Source organism: Mycolicibacterium wolinskyi str. Jessa 2025, assembly GCF_049241375.1.
Lineage (GTDB): Bacteria > Actinomycetota > Actinomycetes > Mycobacteriales > Mycobacteriaceae > Mycobacterium > Mycobacterium wolinskyi.
Genome location: NZ_CP185960.1, coordinates 5,082,922 through 5,097,526 on the forward strand (window position 1 = coordinate 5,082,922; position 14,605 = coordinate 5,097,526).

A 14,605-nucleotide genomic window follows, 5' to 3' on the forward strand; every position below is an offset into this window, starting at 1 on the left:
AGAAGGTCGGGGACCACCTAGAGGATGTGCGCTTACGTGCCCTTTTCGACGCCGTTCATGCTGGCTGTCTCATGCGCACAGCATCCGCGCAAATAACTGGGCGCCAGCCGACATGGCCGACTATTGAGGATGTAGCCAACTCTGTTGATGCATTAATTGAAAGAGATAGTTCAGATATCGGGCCATTCGTAGCTTCGTGGAACCCACTGCTCCGGCATGTCGATGAAGCAGACGATATCTCGATCGGAAGTACTCAACGAGTCGCGAAGCTGCTCCAGCGGAAATTCATTGACGCCTCTATCGGAGACATCGACACTATCCATGAGGACTGGTCTAAATGGGCGGCAGACCTAGTCGCCGCAATGCGCCCTAGCGCTAGTAACTCGTTACTTATAAAGCTGCGGGACCAACTACCACGGATTGTTGCGGAACTCCTGGAAGTTCCAGCCACGACGAAACTTTCATACTTAGCAGATCTCTTCGCACTTGTTGATGGCCGCAAGCAGCTTGCGGTTGCCACGTTGAACTACGACCTAGGGCTCGAAACGATCTGCGCCGAGAGCGGCGTTACTGTTTCAGATGGTCTCGAAAGCTGGATTGACGGCGAGACGGATATATTTGAAACCGCCGACATCGCACTTCACAAGCTTCACGGCTCACTGAACTGGCAACGGGATTCAGAGGACCACTACCGACGGCGGATCGTGACCGTTAATCCGACTGAACCAGGAATCATTTTCGGAGGCCGCAATAAGCTCACCACCCGGGGCCCATACTTGGACCTGCTTTGGCGCTGGCGCTCCGAGCTAGCCAAGTGCTCACGGCTCATCATCGTTGGGTACGCCTTCGCCGACACACACGTAAATGGGCTCCTCATCCAATGGGCCCGCACCGAACAACCGAAACGCCTGATTATCGTGTCGCGTAGTACTAACTGGCATAAGACGTCGACGGGGCAGTGGCTGATCACCCATGCCGGGAGAGCGCCGGCGTTCCAGCTTCGGCACGTACCAGCATCGGCAAAAACGGGTATCGCCATGAGCGTGCAGGAGGCGCTCATCCCGCTTTAGCGCGCACGGGCCCGCAATGAAAGCATGTTGCGGCCTGCCGTTTCCGCAGCATTTTCGGTACAAGCAGGTGACAGACCTGCCGAGATCCCACAGATGTCGGCAACCACCAGTAACATCGTCCTCGTGCCACGGGGGCACCAGAAAATTTCGCCAGGCTCTTGACAAGGGGTTAGATATCGTGATAATGGGAACAGTACATGGAACGCGCCCCGACATCCCATCAACACGAGCTCTCCCAATGCCCTCAATGTGGGCACGAATTGGATTTGCCGCCGCCGGGATCGGCACTAGCGCAAAAGGTCGTTGAAATGACCATTACCTCGCCTTATTCAACCCCGGCCATGAAACGGGCCCGGGAGCGCGAGCAGCACGAAATTCAGGCACTGAAAGCGGCAGAAGCGGAATTGGCGAACCTGGCAAAGAAGCACAGCGATTGGCCTCCCATGGACCTGATGCTGGCAGTGGTGCGGAAGACGGGCATCAGCCTAGCGACTGTCAATTTAGCCTACGACAAGTTTGAAAAATCTAGTCGCTGATACGTCAGATGACAACACCTTCATTTGGCAAAGATCGTCCTGTAGACACTCCCCCTAACGACGACGGACGTTCTCCATACGAAGTCGATGCTGACCGCATTCTCTATTCCGCCGAGTTTCGCCGGTTGGCTGGTGTCACCCAAGTTATTCCACCCCAAGAAGAGTATGTTTTTCATGACCGATTGACACACACTCTAAAAGTTGCCCAGGTCGCCCAGCGTTTGGCGAGCTATGTGATCCGGAATTATTCGGTTTCACAGAAAATCAAGAAGCGTGACATTCCGATTGACCCCCAAGTTTGTTATGTTGCAGCGCTGATTCACGACCTCGGGCACCCGCCCTTTGGACATGGCGCAGAGTCCGTCCTCCAGGAAATACTGGAACAATCGGCATCCCTTGGTACCGTAACTAATCGCCCGATTCTTTCAGACTCGTTTGAGGGAAACGCCCAGTCCTTTAGAACCGTCACAGTCCTTAGTTTGAGGAAGCCCGCTGGCGATCCGCTGGGATTGAACTTAACTTGGCGATCGCTTGCTGCTGCGTCTAAGTATCCATGGCTCCGAGGTGAGCACCCAAGCGAGGTGCCTAAACTCGCGAAGAAATGGGGATTCTATGGCAGCGAAAAATCACACCTGGATCATTTAAAGGCGACGGGACTAATTCCCAGTTCTGAACTCGCACCACCGCGCCGCTGTATCGAAGCCGAGATTATGGACTTCGCCGATGACATTTCGTATGCCGTCCATGATTTAGAAGACTTTTTTAAATCGGGACGCACGCCTCTCAACTATTTGCCATATTTTCATTCAGTCCGATCGTCTGAGTGGAATAACCTTTTCGATTATGCCTGTGACAAAGTTTACAAGCTCTTGCCGGAGCTGAATATGGAAGTATCCAAGAATAACCACGAAACAGAGACAAGTCTTCGCAAAATGTGTGGAGTCGTGTTTGAAAAAGTCATTCTTAGGTACATCCCTAAAATCGAGTTTCAGGGCACGCGCGAATCTCATGCTAATGTCCAAAGCTTCGCGAGTGGGATGATCGACCAGCTGCAAGCCGGGTGCTCCCTGGTCGGAACTGATGTACATGACTTAAGCTTCAAGGTAACTCTTCGCTCGCGGATCATTGCCGAGTTCCTTAAGGCGCTTACGGCATTCTACGTGATCGAGAACCCGCTGATACATACCATGCAACAAGGCCAGCGCGTTGCTATTAGAGAAATATTCTCATATCTCCATCATACAACGGTAAAAGTGTTTGTTGATGGACGAGCAAAAGAGAGTGTATTACCTGCACGGCTAGTGGAGTACGCAAACCTTAGCCTACGCGCAGACCTCGGGGACAGTGGCTATCGCAACGATGAATCACGCTTAGCAAGAGCCACTGTCGACTTCATGTGCTCGTTAACCGACAGGCAGGCGCGAATCATACATCAGCGAATCGTCGGCGATAGCCCTATTGCGCTGTCGCCATACGCATTCAAACTCTAGTATGCGATGAGCGTGTCGACACGACACTAGCTGTCTCGACACGCTCATCGCTTCTAGTCCCAGTCCCAGGGTGATTCAGGCTTCCAATCGCCCTCTTCCTTCCATTTGCTCACCGGATTCGCCGCAAGATTCTCGTTATTAAAACGCGAATCGCCAGTTACTTCCCGGTAGGCCCACTTGGGCATCTTCGTGGCTCGAACGGAATCAAGTTCTTCCAAACCCGCGCCTTTAGCTCCTTCGAGCTCTGCGACTATCAATCCTTCGTTGTCGCCCAAGAACTCGTCGATGTCCCACGTCTGTTCCGAATCTTGATCGACGATATGATACCGACGCTTCCGAATTATCTGATCTGTCAGTTTGATGATGTCGCGCGCGAACGGCAGATGTACCGACATTTCGTACTCTTCACGCTCATCGCCATAGTTTGGCCCTTTGGCTGTGATACGGGCGAGCTTATCTACGTAAGTAAGCTCCCCCCCCTCACGAACGGGATCAAGAACGACGCGTGCGCGGATCGCGAATCCGTCCTTTGCCCACACGTAACCTTGCTCGATGAGCTCCCAACTTGCTCCCTTCAGTATCGTTTTATCGGCCACAATGAACTTGCGCTCACGTTCGTACGTGGGCTGGTCTGCGTTGGACAATGCTGTTACCGCCTATCTCTTCTGAGTTGATTTGTGGGAACCTACCGCTTGGCGGCGCTTAGCCCGCTGCTGCGCCGCCTGCGCCGAAACGCCTTGCGCCTGACCAATTTTGCTCCAGCTGACACCTTGGCGTTGCGCTTCCTCCACGAGACGAAAGAGGTCGCGCTGCCTCGTTTCAATCTCGACATGCAGCCGACGAATCGCATCAAGCAACTCGGCCTGCCTGTCGGACGCGCTCTGACGGTATGCGGCTGAATCGAGCAGTTGCCGCACGATGCCCGCGGTTTCTGGCTCCTCGCCGACGTCGTCGTCTGCCATACGTTGCTACCTCCTCTTGCCGACTCGGCGAGATCGTCATACTATCAACATGTGTTGATGAAGACCACATGCCGTTGATAGATGATCGATCTCCTTGAAGAACGTCAACAGACTACCAACGCCAACTGACATACGGCTACCGACACGTGAGGAGGTTCCAGTCGCATGAGCAACCAGGGCGATCCGTCAAACAGCAGCAACGAAGTGGTGCAGCGCAGAAATGCGGGCCTGTGCACGAGTTGTCGCTGCCACGCGGTAGGCGATCGCGTTTGCAGACGAGGAGAGAACGGAGCGGGGCTAGCACCTCAGGAAGCACTCATAAGCGACAGCGGGAAGGTCAACCGCCGCCCAGTTCTGCTCGATCCTCCAAATCAAGTCGCCGGAGCGCTGGCCCACTTCGCAATGTTCATCGACATCGAAGTGGGTCAGGTGTGAAGTCCGCTCATTTCCATAACGCTTCTCAACATCGGCTTCCCGCAGCCGTTAACCATGCAAACCATTCGCCGCGTTCCCCGACGAAGAGGGCGCAACCAGGGAGATGCGTTGCGCGGTACCCGGTCTGGACGAGTCGCTCAACCCGAATCGAACCCGCCGATTCCGCCTTGATTCGTCGGCGAGACCTGGCTCGCACAGCAGCGAGGTGCCCGTCGTCAGCGCCGCTGATATCCGACCAATAGAAGGAGTCTCCGATGCACAAGTACAGGAGTGTCCACCTCCTCGTGGCGGCGTCCACCGTCGCCGGGATGGTGTGCGGTTGCGACACCCGCGCACCCGCCTCTCTGGCGCACGCCGAACACATCGCCGCTTCCTGCCCGGCCGATGGAACACGAATCGCCGCCCTCGTACAGGTCGATCGCTCGGGCAGCCGCCGCAGCACCGAGGCTACCCCCGATGAGCAGCAGGTCATGCGGGTGACCGCCGAGCGCACCGCTATCTGCCGCGGGCGTCTGCGGGTAACGCTGTTCTCCAGCTCGATGATCGGCGTGACCGTCTTCGACGACGACCTGCAACTGGACGGCGCTACAGCCAACGCCCGTCTGCGCAAGGCGCCCAAGGCCGTCGACACGGTGCTGGAGCAGATCGATGCCGCACTTCCCGATGCCGGGAATGAGCTGGTAGGCAGCTCGACCGACATCGTGAGTCAGTACCGGCTGGGCGCGGAGTACGCGGCGCAGCTCGCCGCGACAGGCCCCGCCGTGTTGGAGCAGACCATCCTGACCGACGGTATCCAAACCGCCGGTAAGGATCTCAGCGACCCCTCGTTGACCGTCGCGCAAGCCGAGTCGCTGGCCGCGACCTTCGCGATGCCCGATCTGACCGGCGCGACGGTGCGTCTGATCGGGATCGGACGCCAAGCTGACAACACGCCCCTGCCGACGCCCTACATCGCCGCGTTGCGCGCCTTCCACACCACGATCTGCGAAGCCACCGGGGCAACGTGCACCGTGGTGACCGATGCGGCGGGTGCCTGACATGCCCCGTATCCCGTCCATTATCCGGCGAGGCGTCGGACGTCCTGCCCCACGTGCCGCGACATCGCGTCCTGAAGGCGCACGGCTGATCCCGGTTGAGTCCGCGACGGCGACGGCCCGCCCGGAGTCCATTGAGAAGACCTACCTCGAACTGGCTCGGGACGCCCTATCTGTAGAACAGGAGCAGCTGTTCGCCGCCAAGGGCGAGGTCGACTCCCGCACCGACGCGGGCACCGCCAAGTCGCTGGCCTACGCGGTCGGCGAAATGAAAGCGTCGGTGGCGCGGGCAAGGTTGGCTGCGGACAAGGCATCGGGTCGCTATGAACAGATCCGCGACCATCTTGGGTCCTACGCACGTCGCAAAGCGACCTCCTCGCGCGGCTACGTCGCACGCACCGCAGCGCTGCTTCTCGGCGATGTCACCGGGCTGTCCGGGGCAGGGATCGCACTGGGCGAATACCCGGCACTGGCGGTGGCTCAGGCGATCTCGGCAGGGGTGGCCACCGTGACGGCCGGGATGGCCGCAACGCAGCTGCGCCACACCCAGCAGGCCGCCGAACGCCAGACCGATGATCTGCCCGAGGCGCTGACACCGTACCGGCATCTCTTCAACGGACCGGCCAAGAACATGCGGCTGCACGGCGTGGTGTTCCTGCTGGCGGCAGTGATCGTGCTGCTGGTCTCGGTCGGAATCTTCGCCCTGCGCAGCGCGATCGAGGGACCAATCTCCGGGCTGACGTTCGGCGGGCTGGCCGCCGCCATCGCACTGGCCAGCTTCATCAACAGCTGGTACCACGCCGACCTGATCGCCGACGTCATCGAATCAGCTCTCCACGACGCACTCGTCGCAGATCGACGTCACCGGCGCTTGGCCCGAGGCCAGCTGATCCGCAAAGCCGAACAGGCCGGGGCGCAGGAGAAGTCGATCGTCGCCGAGTACACGCACCGCGGCGTGGCCGCTGGCGCCCACATCGAGGCCGACAAATACCGGGCACTGCTGGCCAGTCCCGATGTGGTCGGGCACGGCCCCGCACCAGCCTCGGTACCGGCCCCGATGCCTCCCACGCAGCCGATCAAGCGGGCAAAGTCCGCATGATCGCTACCACGCCCCGCATCGTGTCGCCGCTGCCGACCGGACTGCTCGACGGGCAGCGTCTGCCACCCCAGATCCTCGGTGCCGCCGCCAGTCCCGCCCCCAAGGAGTACGTGGCAGGTACTGGTCGCGAGCCGATCGTCTTGGGTGACCCCGGTTCCTGCCCTGTCTGTGGATCGCAGACATGGGTGCTCATCGACAGCTCTCCCAGCGTCGAGGGCAGCGACGGCAACGATCCGCTCTCGCGGCGCTACGACGAGACGGCGCTGGCGATCCGCCACGTCGCTGCGGCGTGCCGGTGTGGCCGCGACCGTATCGCCCTGGAGCCTTTCGACACCGGATCGCCGGGGCATGTGGCGCCGCAACCGCTCACCACCCGCGGAGTACGCCGCCTCGACCGAGGCCTGCGACGCCTCGCCGCCACGTGCGGGATGTCCAGCCAACTCGGCCCGGCGTTGGATCGCGTCGAAATGCAGACAGCGAAGCGGGACGCGCAGACCGGGATCGTGGTGTTCTCCGACTTCCTGCTCACCGATCACAACCCGACCAACGTGATGTCCCGGTTGCGCGCATTCCCGGGTCACGTGCACGCCGTAGTGCTCGGCGCGCAGCCGCCGAGCGTCCTGGTGACCGATCCGAACGTCACCGTCACCCGCCTGACGCCGACGTCGCCGCCCGGCGCCGCAGCCCGCGCGGTCTTGGAAGGGCTCACACGCTTCCGCACCACCACGGACACCGATCCAGGCAGCGCCGCCCATCGCTCCCATGAAACACCCGACAGCGAAGGAGAACTCATCGCATGACCGTCCATACCGACCTCCGCGACCGGCTCGGCGACGACTTCCTTGACGCCGCCGACACCTTGTCGGTGTTCATCATGAGCGCCGCCGCGCTGACCGCCGAACAGCTCGGTTTCGGCTACGTCCTCGTCCCGGACGCGCCGGACACGTTCCCGATGTTGAGCGCCGCCTACGCCGAGAGTCTGGCCACCGGGGCACCGCTGCCGATCTCCTCGGAGAACAGCGACGACGTCATCTACAGTCCAGCGAGCGTCAATGGGGCACTGCGCTTCTGGCATGACGTCAACCACGTCCGCCGCCAGCTCGACTTCGGGTTGGTCGACGAGCTCGAACTGTCGCTGTGGCACCTGGGTGAACTGGAGAAGGCTGGCCACCCGCGGGGATCACTGGTCTGGCGACTATTGCATGCCGATCTCACCGGCCAAGCCTACGTCCAGGCCTTCGCACAGCGGTTTCCGTTCGATCAGCATCGGTTCGTGACCGGCTGCGTCACTGCGGGATTCGACCACGGCCTGCTCGCCGAGCTCAAACGCTCGGAGCCGTCGTGAGCCAGGACCCGGGCAGCTGGGTAGACCGCATGATTGGCTGGTGCTTAGGCATTCTGTTCGGCGTCGTCGCGCTCTACTGCGCGTTCAGCTTGATCGAGTCGATCCTACCGACACTCATCGTGATCATCGGCGTTCTGGCACTCATCGGGCTCGCGATTGGTGCTGTTGTTGTAATTAATACATGGCGAAATCGATGGTGATTTTCGCGCTTCTGACCTCTATTGACAGATGCTCCAACATGTTTTGCGAAATTCTCCACCTATTGCTTATTGAATCAATTCAATAGACAATGCGGCCACGGCATTGAATTGAAGCAATAGCCGAAATCCCTTTAGCACTAATTCCGAATGGAGGATACCTATGTCGAAAACAGGACGCCCCAACTACCGCCGCGGTTCACGCGGCACCCCCAAACCTGAGCGCCAGATCACGGTGAGAAGCGTCCGCCGCGACCCGCCCGATCTGCGCAAGCTGAGCCGCGCGGTCATCGCCATGGCGCTGCGTGACGCCGAGGCCGAAGCCGAAGCCCGCCAGGCCCTCACGAGCGCCGATCAAACCAGGGTCGACGCAACTCCGGCCGCAAACGGCGACCACCTGGAGCCCGCCAATGACTGACCACAGTGCCCCCGTGTCAGCGGGATCGCTGGTGTGGTTGCAGCTGTTCTGGCCACAACCCCTTAGTGAGGCGACGGCCCTCGGACTGCTGCGGTACTTCGCCGCACGCACCCACGCGCCGCAGCTTATCCTGGAGGCCCGGGCCGACGACCGCGGCGTGGAATACCTTCTCGGCTGCCAGCTCCGGCACCATGCGGCCGTCCGCCGTGCCGTCGAGCAGCTGGTCGATGGCGCCATCGTCACCAGCTTCGAAGCTGCCGATCGCGACCACGTGGCCACGGCCCGGCGCATCCAGTTGAGCACCACTACTCGCCAGCTTGAACCCGCTGACGCGGTGGCATCGCAGCGCTCCATCCTGCATGCGCTGACCGCCGCCAGAAAAGGCGAGCGCCTCACCATCCAGATCGTGCTCGGCCCGCGCCATCACCCTAAATCCCCACCACGGGAGGCCAAACGGGAGAACCAACAGGTCATCTCCAGACTGCTCCACGGCGTGCAGACCGACACCCGGCCCGGTGCACGGCAAGCCCTGGCACACAAGCTTGGCCAGCACGCCTTCACCGCCGCAGTGCGCCTCGGTGTACACGCCGCAACGGCTGAGCGCCGCCGCAGCCTGCTGCTGAGCCTCGCCTCAGCTATCGGCACCGCTGAATCCCCAGATGTACGCGTCACGGTGAAGAACGAGAAGCCCGACCGGATGAACACCCCGCGCGCGTCCTGGTCGCTGTTCACCCCATCGCAGAAACTGACGGTTACCGAAATCGCCCGGCTGTCCGGCTGGCCTATCGCCGATAAGGATGAGCACTTTCCCGGCCAGCCCCCGCTGCATCCGCGACCCGTGCGCCCCAGCCCAGCTATGCAATCCGGTACTCGGGTGGTCGCTGATGCTTCGGCTCCTGGTGCGGGCGGCACCGTCGGCTACGAGCCGATCGACGCACTGCGCCACACCTGGGTGATCGGACCGAACGGAGTAGGTAAGTCAACGCTGCTGCTCAACCTGATCCTGCAGGATCTGGAAGCCGACCGTCCGGTTGTGGTGGTCGAACCCAAGGATCTGATCGCCGATCTGCTGGCGCGCATCCCGGAGAAACGCAGAGGCGACGTTGTGGTCCTCGATCCGTTCGATGAGGCACCGGTCGGCATCAACCCGCTGGACGCCGCGCACCGGCGCGGTCGCGCTCCCGAAGTCGTCGCCGACAGCCTCTTCGGCACCTTCAAAGCCATTTGGGGCGACAGCCTCGGACCACGCTCATCCGACATCCTGCGCAACTGCCTGGATCTGCTGGCCCGCCGCGACGACGCCACGCTCGTGCAATTGCCACTGCTGCTGACCAATCCGGGCTTTCGCCGTCGGCTCACCAAGGGGGTCATGCAGTCCGATCCGTTTGCCGCCGGACCGTTCTGGCAATGGTTCGACAGCCTCTCCCCCGAAGCCACCGCAACCACCATCGCGCCGCTGAGCAACAAGCTGCGTCCGCTCCTGAGCAAACCACTGCGCGATGTGCTGGCCCAGCAGCATCCGAAGTTCAACGTTCGCCAAGTCCTACGTGAGAAGAAGGTCCTGTTGGTGCCGCTGCAGAAGGGCGTCATCGGGCCGGAGAACGCTCAACTACTCGGCGCGCTGGTCATTGCCGAACTCTGGCAGGCGATCCGCGAACGCGCCGGTACGCCGGAAAACACCCGCGATCCGGTGATGGTCTACGTCGACGAGGTCCAGGACTACCTACGGCTGCCGACCGATCTCGGTGACGCGCTGGCGACCGCCCGCAGCCTCGGCGCTGGCTTCCATCTGGCGCATCAGTATGAAAAGCAACTGCCGCCTTCGATGCTCGACGCCTTCCGTAACAACGCCCGTTCCCGCGTCTGTTTCCAACTCCAATCCGGTGACGCCAAGGAGATGACCGCCGGCCAATCCGTGCTCACTGTGGAGGACTTCACCAATCTCCCGGCCCACCACGTCTACGCCAGCCTCGTCCGCGACAACGCCGTGCAGCCGTGGGCCTCCGGTGTCACCAAACCCGCACCAGCACCGACGTGCGATCCCGCCACGATGCGCCGCCTCAGCCGCGAGCGATATGGCCAGCCGATCGCCGACATCGAAGCCGGCTTCGCCGCGCTGATCGAGGGCGCAGGTGGTGCCGATGCCGCCGACATCGGCGGACCACGCCGCAGGAGGCAACCATGAATCGCCCGATGAACGGTATGCGGCAGAACCCGGCAACTGGTCCGGTCGCTGGTCCGCTCGCGTCGACCACCCGGGTCACATCCCCGCCGGTAGACGGCCAATCCCCGTCGATACCGTCAGGGAATAGTGGTGCCCCACAGGGCACCACAGCATCCGCCAGCCGCACCCCAGACCAACGAATCTCCGCATCCGCCATCGATGCCATCAACCGTCAACTCACGGATCGTGACCGAGCCATCCTGCGCTCTGTCGATCAGCACCAATTCCTAACCGTCCACCACATCGAGACCCTGCACTTCGCCTCGATCACTCCTACTGCTCGCGGGCGCATTACCCGGCGCGTGCTGGCCCGGCTCCGCAGTCTGCGCGTGCTCGATGTCCTCGACCGCCACATTGGCGGCATCCGGTCTGGCTCCCAGGGCCTGATATATCACGTCGGCGTTTCCGGAGACCGGATCCTGGAGCGACCCGTCCGGCGCGGGGCACGACTGCGCTACGAACCGTCGACACGATTCCTCGCGCACCGGCTGGCGGTCGCCGACGCCCACATCGCGATCGTCGTTGCCGACGGCAACAAGGCACTCGAACTCATCGACAGCGCAGTCGAACCGAGCACCTGGCGCCGCTACACCGGCATCGGTGCCGCACGGCGCATCCTCAAACCCGACCTGTTCGCCGAAACCGCACCGCACGGAGGCGGCGACATGGTGCGAGCCTGGTTCATCGAGGTCGACCTCGGCACCGAACACATCCCGACGCTGCTCACCAAATGCCGAGAGTACGAGGCCTACCGACAGACCGGCATCGAACAGGACCACCACGGCGCATTTCCACTGGTGATTTGGTCCATGGCGCACACCGACCAAGCAACGGCCCAACGGCGCCGTGACATGCTCACTAACGCCATCGCCCGCGACCCACGGCTTCCGAGCGCGTTGTTCCGGATTGTTGCCCCGGACAATGTGCTGACGGTGCTTCTCGGAGGCGGTCGATGAGTCGGCCGAGCGCGCTACCGCGCAACCGCATCATCGTCGGCGACGCCCTCACCAAGCTGTCACGCCTGCCGGCAGCATCGGCTGACTGCGTAATCACCAGTCCGCCGTACTTCCGACTACGCGATTACGCCGCCGACGGACAGCTTGGCCTCGAAGCACACGTCGATCAGTGGGTCGAGCAGTTAGGGGTGATCAGCGCACAAGTCGCCCGGATCCTGGTGCCCACCGGCACGTACTGGCTCAATGTCGGCGACACCTACGCCACGCATCCGCGCGAGGGCGCTGGACGCAAAAGTCTGCTCATGGCGCCCGAGCGGCTGGCGCTGCGGTTGCAACGCGACGGCTGGATCATCCGCAACAAAATCGTATGGGCCAAACCGAATCCGATGCCGACCAGCGTTCCCGACCGGCTGAACTGTACCTACGAGGTCATCTACGTCTTGGCCCGACAACCGCAGTACTTCTTCGACCTAGAGGCCGTCCGCGTCCCGCACCGCACCGGTCCTGCTAAGTCGTCGCGCATCGTGGCGCACCGCAATGACAGCTGGCGCGGACCGAACGCCGACACCGCCACAGGGCTTGCCGCAGTCAAAGCCTCAGGACAGGTCGGTCATCCACTCGGCAAGAACCCCGGGGACGTCTGGACGATCGCCCCCGGCGGCTACCGCAGCACCCACCACGCCATCTATCCGGTGGCACTCGCCGAACGCATGATCGCCGCCGGCTGCCCCGAAGCCCGCTGCGTCTACTGCCGCCTGCCATGGAAACGCCGCGTCATCCGGCAGCTCGGCCGCACGGCCACCCGTACGGCACTGGCGCCCACTTGTACGTGCCCCAAGGCGGCTGAGCTCGGTGTGGTGCTTGACCCCTTCATGGGCAGCGGCACCACCGCCGTCGCGGCCGAGAGGCTCGGGCGGGACTGGATTGGTATCGAACTCAACCCTGACTTCGCCACTGCTGCCCGCGAACGTATCGCTGCCACTCAAAGGAAGTCACGATCATCCCCACCCAAAAAGGCAGCCGCATGAATCGGCGGCTGCCTCGTCGGTGTCATGCGGCCGCAACAGTAACCACAACCCGTGATTGCCGGCCGCAACGCACCGAGGAGGTCGCAATGTCCGCACCCGACGAGTTGAACCGAGGCTTCAAAACCCTTGGCATCAAACTCAAGCCCGATGTCCACGCTCAACTGAGCTTCATCGCCCAGCTGCGCGACGGCACTATCACCGATGAAATCCAGATCGCCATCGCCGAGCACGTCGCCCGCGCGAAAACCGATCCGGAACTGGCCAGCAAGGCCGCCGAAGCTCGCGCCGAAATCGAGCGGGAAGCTGCGGCCCGCCAGCAGGCCATCGCCACCCTGTTTGCCGACGGCGGTGAACCCGCAACACCCCGGCCACGCCGGAGCACGAAGGGAGGCGACAGCCCATCAGACACCTGAGTGTGCCGGTAGGACATAGGCGTTCGTGACACTTACGGCGCACCCCACGGGGCCGGCGGGAAGCAGCTCGAGCCACCGCGCTCACTGCTTCCCGACCGGCCCCGCACAACCAAACAAGATCATGAGAGGAGGTGAGAATGAATGAATCCCACCACGAATCAACACGACCCACACAGCAGCCAGACGCAGAGTTACATCATGAAGCTGAATCAAAACCATCGCCGGCGATCTACGTCGCCAGCCTGGCCGACCACAACAACGGGCGTCTCCACGGAAAGTGGATCGACGCCGCCCGCGACCCCGACGAGATCTACTCCGACATCAATGCCATCCTGGCCAGCTCCCGCGAACCGGACGCCGAAGAATGGGCCATCCACGACTACGAACAGTTCGGAACCTGGAAAGTCGGCGAGTACGAAACCGTCGAGCAGGTATCCCGCGTGGCGAAAGGCATCGTCGAACACGGCTACGCCTACTCAGCGTGGGCAAACGTCTTCGACGTTGACGACACCGGCGCCGACGACGCCAGCTTCCACGAGTCTTACCTCGGCCACTACGACTCGATCACCGCATACGTCGAGCAGATGGTCGGCGACCTCGGCTACGAGGAGGAACTCGATAAGTTGCCAGAGCACCTGCGCAGCTTCGTCCGTATCGACTATGCCGCCATCGCCCGCGACATGGAGGCATCCGGTGAAATCGCCACTGTGTCGGCTCCACAGGGCGGGCTGTGGGTTTTTCGCGCCGACACATAGCAGCGGCGATTCCACCAAAGGACGTTTAATTATTGCAATAGCTCTTTATGAATTAGGCGTATTTACCGTCGGTGAATGGCAAATCAATATTGATTTGAATCAATACCCTGTCGTACAATTATGGATACAAGGGGGCGCCATTAGAATGACACCAGAACAAACGGTAAAACTAATCAATCTACTAACAGAAAAACGTGGTGCATTGCACCTAAGCGTCAACGAAGTTGCGCGGCAAGCTGGCGTCGACCCTGGGACCGTCTGGCGAATAGAGCAGGGCATGATCGCAAAACCACGGATGGAGAGCCTGGTTGCGATCGCCCGAGTGCTCGACATCAACACTGTGGATCTGTTCACCGCCGTAGGTTGGCTTACCGGCGACGACCTGCCATCACTCGGCACCTACCTGCGGGCCAAGTTCGGCCATCTTTCGGACGCTGCGATCAGCGACATCGAGCACTACGTCCACCGAACAACTTACGTGTACAGCCTGGCTGACAGCCACGCTCGCGCTGCATCCGCGGCCACAAAACTGATAGGCAACCGCGCCCAGATTCCACCGCATACTCAGCCGCCACAAAAGGAGGAATTATCATGAGCGTATCGGACAGATTCGAAGAGCCCGCCAAAGCGGTTCTGTACCTTC

General features: G+C 61.4%; 18 protein-coding genes. 16 read left to right on the forward strand and 2 right to left on the reverse strand.

All coding sequences use genetic code 11. The features are described 5' to 3' along the window. The first annotated feature begins 71 nt into the window (after window positions 1-71). From ACOI2T_RS25120 to ACOI2T_RS25130, 3 genes are all read left to right on the forward strand, one after another. Complete coding sequence (locus tag ACOI2T_RS25120; protein ID WP_421874671.1) at window positions 72-1,070, forward strand: SIR2 family protein; 999 nt, start codon at window positions 72-74, stop codon at window positions 1,068-1,070. Between the two features lie 308 nt (window positions 1,071-1,378). After that, on the forward strand, window positions 1,379-1,606 hold the full coding sequence (locus ACOI2T_RS25125) for a hypothetical protein (RefSeq protein ID WP_421874673.1): 228 nt from the start codon (window positions 1,379-1,381) through the stop codon (window positions 1,604-1,606). 8 nt (window positions 1,607-1,614) lie between these two features. Further along, complete coding sequence (locus tag ACOI2T_RS25130) at window positions 1,615-3,096, forward strand: deoxyguanosinetriphosphate triphosphohydrolase family protein (protein WP_421874675.1); 1,482 nt, start codon at window positions 1,615-1,617, stop codon at window positions 3,094-3,096. 53 nt (window positions 3,097-3,149) lie between these two features. On the opposite strand, the gene ACOI2T_RS25135 is transcribed toward ACOI2T_RS25130, so the two are convergent. Both ACOI2T_RS25135 and ACOI2T_RS25140 read right to left on the reverse strand, forming a co-directional pair. Beyond that, window positions 3,150-3,740: a CYTH domain-containing protein gene (locus ACOI2T_RS25135; protein WP_421874677.1), complete on the reverse strand. Its 591-nt coding sequence runs from the start codon at window positions 3,738-3,740 to the stop codon at window positions 3,150-3,152. Between the two features lie 12 nt (window positions 3,741-3,752). After that, on the reverse strand, window positions 3,753-4,058 hold the full coding sequence (locus ACOI2T_RS25140) for a hypothetical protein (RefSeq protein ID WP_421874679.1): 306 nt from the start codon (window positions 4,056-4,058) through the stop codon (window positions 3,753-3,755). A gap of 165 nt (window positions 4,059-4,223) precedes the next feature. On the opposite strand from ACOI2T_RS25140, the gene ACOI2T_RS25145 reads away from it, so the two are divergent. From ACOI2T_RS25145 to ACOI2T_RS25205, 13 genes are all read left to right on the forward strand, one after another. Continuing rightward, the gene (locus ACOI2T_RS25145; RefSeq protein WP_421874681.1) at window positions 4,224-4,493 is read left to right on the forward strand and encodes a hypothetical protein; all 270 of its coding nucleotides are present in this window, start codon (window positions 4,224-4,226) and stop codon (window positions 4,491-4,493) included. Between the two features lie 254 nt (window positions 4,494-4,747). Further along, window positions 4,748-5,530: a hypothetical protein gene (locus ACOI2T_RS25150; RefSeq protein ID WP_421874683.1), complete on the forward strand. Its 783-nt coding sequence runs from the start codon at window positions 4,748-4,750 to the stop codon at window positions 5,528-5,530. Beyond that, the gene (locus ACOI2T_RS25155; protein WP_421874685.1) at window positions 5,514-6,626 is read left to right on the forward strand and encodes a hypothetical protein; all 1,113 of its coding nucleotides are present in this window, start codon (window positions 5,514-5,516) and stop codon (window positions 6,624-6,626) included. The genes ACOI2T_RS25150 and ACOI2T_RS25155 overlap by 17 nt, the downstream gene beginning before the upstream one ends. Continuing rightward, window positions 6,623-7,426, forward strand: a complete 804-nt coding sequence (locus tag ACOI2T_RS25160) for a hypothetical protein (protein ID WP_421874687.1) — start codon at window positions 6,623-6,625, stop codon at window positions 7,424-7,426. Before ACOI2T_RS25155 ends, ACOI2T_RS25160 begins: the two co-directional genes overlap by 4 nt. Further along, window positions 7,423-7,971, forward strand: coding sequence for a hypothetical protein (locus ACOI2T_RS25165; RefSeq protein ID WP_421874689.1), 549 nt, complete (start codon window positions 7,423-7,425; stop codon window positions 7,969-7,971). The genes ACOI2T_RS25160 and ACOI2T_RS25165 overlap by 4 nt, the downstream gene beginning before the upstream one ends. Then, window positions 7,968-8,171, forward strand: a complete 204-nt coding sequence (locus ACOI2T_RS25170; RefSeq protein WP_421874691.1) for a hypothetical protein — start codon at window positions 7,968-7,970, stop codon at window positions 8,169-8,171. The genes ACOI2T_RS25165 and ACOI2T_RS25170 overlap by 4 nt, the downstream gene beginning before the upstream one ends. A 160-nt stretch (window positions 8,172-8,331) precedes the next feature. Then, a complete protein-coding gene (locus ACOI2T_RS25175) occupies window positions 8,332-8,586 on the forward strand; it encodes a hypothetical protein (protein ID WP_421874693.1) in 255 nt (84 codons plus the stop codon). Continuing rightward, window positions 8,579-10,771 (forward strand): type IV secretory system conjugative DNA transfer family protein, encoded by a 2,193-nt coding sequence (locus tag ACOI2T_RS25180; RefSeq protein ID WP_421874695.1) that lies wholly within the window; start codon window positions 8,579-8,581, stop codon window positions 10,769-10,771. The genes ACOI2T_RS25175 and ACOI2T_RS25180 overlap by 8 nt, the downstream gene beginning before the upstream one ends. 239 nt (window positions 10,772-11,010) lie before the next feature. Beyond that, a complete protein-coding gene (locus tag ACOI2T_RS25185; RefSeq protein ID WP_421877399.1) occupies window positions 11,011-11,766 on the forward strand; it encodes a replication-relaxation family protein in 756 nt (251 codons plus the stop codon). Beyond that, entirely contained in the window at window positions 11,763-12,794 is a 1,032-nt protein-coding gene (locus ACOI2T_RS25190) for a DNA-methyltransferase (RefSeq protein ID WP_421874697.1), read from the forward strand. Before ACOI2T_RS25185 ends, ACOI2T_RS25190 begins: the two co-directional genes overlap by 4 nt. Before the next feature lie 86 nt (window positions 12,795-12,880). Continuing rightward, a complete protein-coding gene (locus ACOI2T_RS25195; RefSeq protein WP_421874699.1) occupies window positions 12,881-13,207 on the forward strand; it encodes a hypothetical protein in 327 nt (108 codons plus the stop codon). Window positions 13,208-13,344: 137 nt separating this feature from the next. Next, the gene (locus ACOI2T_RS25200) at window positions 13,345-13,962 is read left to right on the forward strand and encodes an antirestriction protein ArdA (RefSeq protein ID WP_421874701.1); all 618 of its coding nucleotides are present in this window, start codon (window positions 13,345-13,347) and stop codon (window positions 13,960-13,962) included. After that, window positions 13,901-14,557 carry a helix-turn-helix domain-containing protein gene (locus tag ACOI2T_RS25205; protein ID WP_421874703.1) on the forward strand — a complete coding sequence of 219 codons (657 nt, stop codon included), beginning with the start codon at window positions 13,901-13,903 and terminating at the stop codon, window positions 14,555-14,557. Before ACOI2T_RS25200 ends, ACOI2T_RS25205 begins: the two co-directional genes overlap by 62 nt. The last annotated feature ends 48 nt before the right edge of the window (window positions 14,558-14,605 follow it).

What these genes read in the sequence shown, in the direction of transcription:
- ACOI2T_RS25120 (WP_421874671.1), top strand. Translation starts at nt 72, where the DNA reads ATGCGCACAGCATCCGCGCAAATAACTGGGCGCCAGCCGACATGGCCG.
- ACOI2T_RS25125 (WP_421874673.1), top strand. Translation starts at nt 1,379, where the DNA reads ATGACCATTACCTCGCCTTATTCAACCCCGGCCATGAAACGGGCCCGG.
- ACOI2T_RS25130 (WP_421874675.1), top strand. Translation starts at nt 1,615, where the DNA reads ATGACAACACCTTCATTTGGCAAAGATCGTCCTGTAGACACTCCCCCT.
- ACOI2T_RS25140 (WP_421874679.1), bottom strand. Translation starts at nt 4,058, where the DNA reads ATGGCAGACGACGACGTCGGCGAGGAGCCAGAAACCGCGGGCATCGTG.
- ACOI2T_RS25145 (WP_421874681.1), top strand. Translation starts at nt 4,224, where the DNA reads ATGAGCAACCAGGGCGATCCGTCAAACAGCAGCAACGAAGTGGTGCAG.
- ACOI2T_RS25150 (WP_421874683.1), top strand. Translation starts at nt 4,748, where the DNA reads ATGCACAAGTACAGGAGTGTCCACCTCCTCGTGGCGGCGTCCACCGTC.
- ACOI2T_RS25155 (WP_421874685.1), top strand. Translation starts at nt 5,514, where the DNA reads ATGCGGCGGGTGCCTGACATGCCCCGTATCCCGTCCATTATCCGGCGA.
- ACOI2T_RS25160 (WP_421874687.1), top strand. Translation starts at nt 6,623, where the DNA reads ATGATCGCTACCACGCCCCGCATCGTGTCGCCGCTGCCGACCGGACTG.
- ACOI2T_RS25165 (WP_421874689.1), top strand. Translation starts at nt 7,423, where the DNA reads ATGACCGTCCATACCGACCTCCGCGACCGGCTCGGCGACGACTTCCTT.
- ACOI2T_RS25175 (WP_421874693.1), top strand. Translation starts at nt 8,332, where the DNA reads ATGTCGAAAACAGGACGCCCCAACTACCGCCGCGGTTCACGCGGCACC.
- ACOI2T_RS25180 (WP_421874695.1), top strand. Translation starts at nt 8,579, where the DNA reads ATGACTGACCACAGTGCCCCCGTGTCAGCGGGATCGCTGGTGTGGTTG.
- ACOI2T_RS25190 (WP_421874697.1), top strand. Translation starts at nt 11,763, where the DNA reads ATGAGTCGGCCGAGCGCGCTACCGCGCAACCGCATCATCGTCGGCGAC.
- ACOI2T_RS25195 (WP_421874699.1), top strand. Translation starts at nt 12,881, where the DNA reads ATGTCCGCACCCGACGAGTTGAACCGAGGCTTCAAAACCCTTGGCATC.
- ACOI2T_RS25200 (WP_421874701.1), top strand. Translation starts at nt 13,345, where the DNA reads ATGAATGAATCCCACCACGAATCAACACGACCCACACAGCAGCCAGAC.